Annotated in this window: 5 protein-coding genes; 3 read left to right on the plus strand and 2 right to left on the minus strand. The window is 41.4% G+C overall.

Annotation, left to right across the window (positions count from 1 at the left end; genetic code table 11):
* Nucleotides 1-194: 194 nt before the first annotated feature.
* Both HWQ39_RS08095 and HWQ39_RS08100 read right to left on the minus strand, forming a co-directional pair.
* On the minus strand, nt 195-1,001 hold the full coding sequence (locus HWQ39_RS08095; protein ID WP_292843364.1) for a pentapeptide repeat-containing protein: 807 nt from the start codon (nt 999-1,001) through the stop codon (nt 195-197).
* A 10-nt stretch (nt 1,002-1,011) separates the two neighbouring features.
* Nucleotides 1,012-1,653: a hypothetical protein gene (locus HWQ39_RS08100; RefSeq protein ID WP_292843366.1), complete on the minus strand. Its 642-nt coding sequence runs from the start codon at nt 1,651-1,653 to the stop codon at nt 1,012-1,014.
* Between the two features lie 527 nt (nt 1,654-2,180).
* Here HWQ39_RS08100 and HWQ39_RS08105 point away from each other — a divergent pair.
* The 3 genes from HWQ39_RS08105 to HWQ39_RS08115 all read left to right on the plus strand — a co-directional run bounded on the left by HWQ39_RS08105 (nt 2,181) and on the right by HWQ39_RS08115 (nt 5,043).
* Nucleotides 2,181-2,357, plus strand: a complete 177-nt coding sequence (locus tag HWQ39_RS08105; RefSeq protein WP_292843368.1) for a hypothetical protein — start codon at nt 2,181-2,183, stop codon at nt 2,355-2,357.
* Between the two features lie 256 nt (nt 2,358-2,613).
* Nucleotides 2,614-3,855: a phosphotransferase gene (locus tag HWQ39_RS08110; protein WP_292843370.1), complete on the plus strand. Its 1,242-nt coding sequence runs from the start codon at nt 2,614-2,616 to the stop codon at nt 3,853-3,855.
* A gap of 99 nt (nt 3,856-3,954) precedes the next feature.
* On the plus strand, nt 3,955-5,043 hold the full coding sequence (locus HWQ39_RS08115) for a T3SS effector HopA1 family protein (RefSeq protein WP_292843372.1): 1,089 nt from the start codon (nt 3,955-3,957) through the stop codon (nt 5,041-5,043).
* The last annotated feature ends 60 nt before the right edge of the window (nt 5,044-5,103 follow it).

The following is a 5,103-nucleotide window of genomic DNA, read 5'->3' on the forward strand; positions in this document are numbered from 1 at the left end:
CTCAAAAACTCAATCATTATTCAAATTACTACAAAAGGGGATGAAGGGGCTGCCGTCGGCAGCCCCTTCATCCCCCCTTAAAATGATTATCATTATTGTTAATGGAATAGTTTATTTTCTGGAAGTCCCTTAAGAACCGCTATAGTCTAAATTTCAAAAAATGAATCTAAACGTCAATTACTTTTTCTCGTAAACTAATTGTGCTTTGAAGCGTCAGGCATAATTGCTTCTTGAAGATTGACGCTGTTGAGGTTAGCTCCCCTAAGGTCGGCTCCTCTGAGGTTAGCTCCTCTAAGATTTGCTCCTGCCAAATTCGCACCTCTGAGGTTAGTCCAACTCAAGTTAGCTTGACTCAAGTCAGCTTCACTGAGGTTAGCCCGCAATAGGTAGGCACCACTTAGGTGAGCCTTGTTCAGATTAGCTTTGTAAAAGTCAGCTTTGTAAAGATAAGCTCCCAACATTTCTGCTTCGTACAAACTTGCTTCGCTGAGGTCAGCGTCAATCAAGTTAGCTTCAATGAGGTTGGCAAAGGAGAGATTAGTCCGCATCAATTTTGCTGCACCTAAATCGGCATCTCTCAAGTTAGCCCCTCTTAAATCAGTGCCAATGAGGTTAGCAGATGCGATCGCAGCGCCTCTAAGATCAACCCCACTCAAGTCTGCTCCAATCAGATTAGCATGACTTAAATCTGCATATCTGAGTATAGCACCAGTCAAATTAGCAACACTGAAGTTAGCCGCACTCAGGTTCGCTTCATTTAGGAAGGCTTTGTAGAGGTTGGCACTACTGAGGTCAGCACCACTGAGGTTTGCTCGCACGAGTAAAGCATTACCCAAATCTACCCTCCTCAAGTTTACTCCCTGGAGGTTTGCGCCTCTGAGGTTATCGCCTTGCAGATTTGCGGCGCTGAGGTCTGGTTCAATTTGGGGATTTTTCTTTCTCCACTCAATCCATGTCACTGCACCTGCTTTGAGTAAAGTTAGATGCTCTCGATTTGCCATTTTCTCTCTTTTACTCCTGACGCCCACCTAGAGAATTTACCCGCCCAGCGACACTTTCAATGGCCGTTAACGCTCCTGCCGCACCTGCTAGAATATCCTGTTCTTGTCCACCTAAGTAAAGCCGTCCAAAACTACCTACAGCTTGAACTTCAAGAATGTTAATCCTTGCTGCTTTCTCCGCTTCATTGGCAGCCAGTGCGGCATAAGCAGCAGGTTCCACTTCTAATACATATAGTGTTTGTCCTGCTAGTAGCATCTGTCCCCGACGCGTGCGATTAATCAGTTGTGTTTGATAAGCATCGATGTTGCGGATAATCTGACTAGAAATAACACGCGGTTTAAGACATTCCTCTCTTCGGACTCCCAAGAACGCCAAAATTGCTTGACCAGCAGCTCGCGTTTCGCCTTGGGAGCTAGAATGAACTTCCAATAGTCCGTATAGTCGTTCAACTACCTGTACTCCCGGACGGACAGAGGCAGATTTCAGGGCTATATCCGTAATTTTATTAATTTCGATACCAGGAGAGATTTCAATCCACAGTGATGTATCTCCTGGTAATGGTAAGAAGCCTTGGGCTACTGTTCCCATATATGCTGCATGTTGAGGTTGCAGGTTGTCGAGAAATACGAAACTGCGTAATTCTATGCCCAAGATTTTGCTCTCCAGTCGTGAGGGTAAAAGTTATCTATATGCAGGATATAAGCGCCTAACTTGACAATATAGGGTATAAAAGAGCGCAAAATCCGTTTAACGGATCTACACCCGTGTGTCAAATTGCAATTATAGGAGCCAATGCTTGTTTAGAAGACCATCGTCGTCGTGGGATAAAATCTACTTTGATCGGACGACATAATTTTTGTTGAACACTGCTGCTTTGTAAACACCTTAACCCTTTTAGATTACCCCAGTTTTACCCCAAATATTTCCGCAACATCTCCCAACTGGAACCGCAAGGATTTATTTCGAGATCCGTGGCGTATATTAAAGTTTCAACCTTGACAAGAGTGCAGTTACATAAGAAGCACTCATGTAGCCTTTGTTTGCGATCGCCCCTAGTCATCTACAATTTTTAGGTGACGAAAATAACGTGACAATAAGGTTTTCAGCCATAAATTATGAAAATTAAATCAAAAAATAATTACTAATTACCGAAAAACTCCGGTTTTTTTGGCTTCCTGATGATAAATAAAAGTAATAGCATTGAATGTCATGCTTCTTACCGCGAAGGATTATTGAAATTCTTCACTGCTTTCAGGATGACTACTGAACATCAGTTTTTTGCTGGGGATGCTTCTTTGCCACACAAAAAGGAGATGGTACTACATCAAAAAGCTCTACCACAAAACTTACTTTAGATGTATCTAAGTAACTATGCTGATAAAGTGTAAAGATGTGACGGTATCTTGGAGCAAATTTTAAAGGAATTGCAAAGAACTTGGTGCCATTTTGGCAGGTTTATCTCCCAAATATGGGATATTAGTAGATTGTACAAATCTTTATTTTTATTCACATCTGCCTTATTGCACTAATTCCTATCTACTGAAAACTGTTAATACCAAGCAAATGTGCCACAGATAAGTTTAAGTAATTTAACGAAGTAGGAAATAATACATGGTATTATCACTGTCTTCTCATAACGTTATCCAGTATCTACAAGACGCGGGTCTGTGTAGCTCAGAAGATGACGTATCAGATAAATCTGAGTTGCCAGGAAGTAGTAAGAACAATTTCAATATACTGGTGACTTTAGCAGATAATCGCCAACTGCTCCTGAAGCAAGAACGTAACGTTAACAACAATGACGCCGCGCCTCATGAATTGTTTCAGGAGTGGCTATTTCACCAGTTGCTCCAACAGTTTCCAGTTTTAGGTAACACTTCAGCAATCACGCCATTGGTAGTGCATTTTGACGAAGAAAATTCTATTCTTGTCCGCAGTTACTTGAGTGAATATGTGGGACTTGCGACATTATACCACAACAATGAGATTTTTCCACAAGAAATTGCTTCTGCCATCGGCACTACTTTAGCGGGACTGCATCGCGCCACCTACAACCGCCGAGAATATCAGAATTTTATGGCAACTGCTCCTCAAGGAGAGTTTCGCTATGGCTTTTACAATCCGGCGCAAGGGTTAGGGTCAATGGGTCCGGAGATTTTTGGGACTGTTCCCACGGATGCGCTGAAATTCTATGTTCTCTATCAACAGTACGAGAGTTTGGAATCTGCGATCGCTGATTTGGCATATAGCTGGAATCCTTCCTGTTTGACTCACAACGACCTGAAATTGAACAATATTTTAGTTCATTCCAGGTGGGAACAACTAGACAATTGCCTAGTACGCCTAATTGACTGGGAAGCTTGTTCTTGGGGAGATCCAGCCTTTGATTTAGGAACTTTACTAGCAAGCTACTTAAGAATTTGGCTCAAGAGTCTGGTAGTAGACCCCACCATTGAGTTAGAAGAATCTCTACATTTGGCGTTGACACCGTTAGAGATTTTACAACCTTCACTGATTGCCCTAATTAGAGCTTATGTGAATGCTTTCCCCATGATTTTGGAATACCGCAGTGACTTTATTTTGCGTGTTATCCAGTTTGCGGGGCTAGCACTGATTCATCAAATTCAGGATACGATTACGTGCCATAAATACTTTAATAATGCTGAACTCTGTATGCTTCAAGTAGCAAAAAGTTTACTTACAATGCCAGAGCAAGCGATACTAACCATCTTCGGGATATCAGAGTCAGAAATTCTGAATCCTGTGGCAAAAATCCATAAATTTCCTCAGCCTGTAAAGGAACAGCAGTTACTTCGTATTTATTACGAAAAAACTCGGTTGCGTGGTTGTTAGTACTAGTGAGCAGAATAATTTAAAGAAGAACACATAATTCTGAATTCTGATTACTGACTCCTGAATTATATTTTTTTAATTTTGATTTGTGATTGGATAATGCTAAATTCTTCTATCAATCAATCGCTAAATTCTCTATTTGATATTGCTCAGAATATCCAGATTGAGTCTAACTTTTGTATTTATCATCCCAATTATCAGCCCTTTGCTCTGCCGACTAAAATAGCCGATAGATTTCAGCAAAATTCCGTAGATTTACAACAGAAGTATCTCTCTTTATTGCTACGGAATTTTCTCTATGGAATCTATTACAATGGCTCCCTACAAAGTACTTTAGCCGTCAATACTGATAGTACTAATCACCCACCTAAGCTTAATTTAGCAGACAATTCCATTTTGGAGATTGATTGGGACTTTTATGAGCAACTGCACGCCAGTAATCACGGCATAGGTTACTTTGACCCTCAATGGCAGGTGTTGCGAAAAGAACCTGATGGAACTATGGCGGTGACTAAAGGCGGTTTAACACTTTATGTTGAGCCAGATTGCCATCTAAAATCTAGTAAGAAATCTACCAAAGTGGGTGACATGGTAGCAATCTGGATGCCCAAAAATCGACTGCAAAACGGCTGTTACTTAGCAGTTAGCAATGTTGGACAGGAACGGCAAAGTAATCCAGATGCCGATTTAGGAGCAGGGCGAATCTACTTTAACTTTACGCCATCCGGTGCGATCGCTCTCATGGAAAGCTTGACACTACAATTAAACGCAGCCTCGATTCCCTTTAGCTTTCAGGTTCTCCACAACCCTTCTGCATACGGACGCTATGATTCGGGGCTACTTTACTTTGAAATCCCCGACTATCCAGCAATCCGCACAATCCTTCAGGCTGTTTATATCGAAAATCAATCCTATTTCCAGCCCGAAATTCCTTTGTTTACCAAATTTTTAGCCCCAGGGTTAGGTTTAGCCGAAGAACCAACTCAAAAATTTGCAGCACAAGAAAGTTTTGGAATGAACCGTTGCCAAATCGTCGCTAATGCTTTGTTGGAAGCTTGGCAAAAAGGTAAAAATGCGATGGAGGAACGGATGAAGGTTATTGACCAACACTTTGCACGGCATACAATTGACTTGCACCGTCCCTACCTTAATCCTAATTCTCAAGACATTTATTTACCTTTAAAATAAGTAGCTAGGACTTACGCATTGACAAAAAGAATCATCTATGGAGTCTAGATAATGCCATCA

Origin of the sequence: Nostoc sp. NMS8 (assembly GCF_017115045.1) — a bacterium.
In the GTDB taxonomy this organism is placed as follows: Bacteria; Cyanobacteriota; Cyanobacteriia; order Cyanobacteriales; family Nostocaceae; genus Nostoc.

What these genes read in the sequence shown, in the direction of transcription:
- HWQ39_RS08095 (WP_292843364.1), bottom strand. Translation starts at nt 1,001, where the DNA reads ATGGCAAATCGAGAGCATCTAACTTTACTCAAAGCAGGTGCAGTGACA.
- HWQ39_RS08115 (WP_292843372.1), top strand. Translation starts at nt 3,955, where the DNA reads ATGCTAAATTCTTCTATCAATCAATCGCTAAATTCTCTATTTGATATT.
- HWQ39_RS08105 (WP_292843368.1), top strand. Translation starts at nt 2,181, where the DNA reads ATGATAAATAAAAGTAATAGCATTGAATGTCATGCTTCTTACCGCGAA.
- HWQ39_RS08110 (WP_292843370.1), top strand. Translation starts at nt 2,614, where the DNA reads ATGGTATTATCACTGTCTTCTCATAACGTTATCCAGTATCTACAAGAC.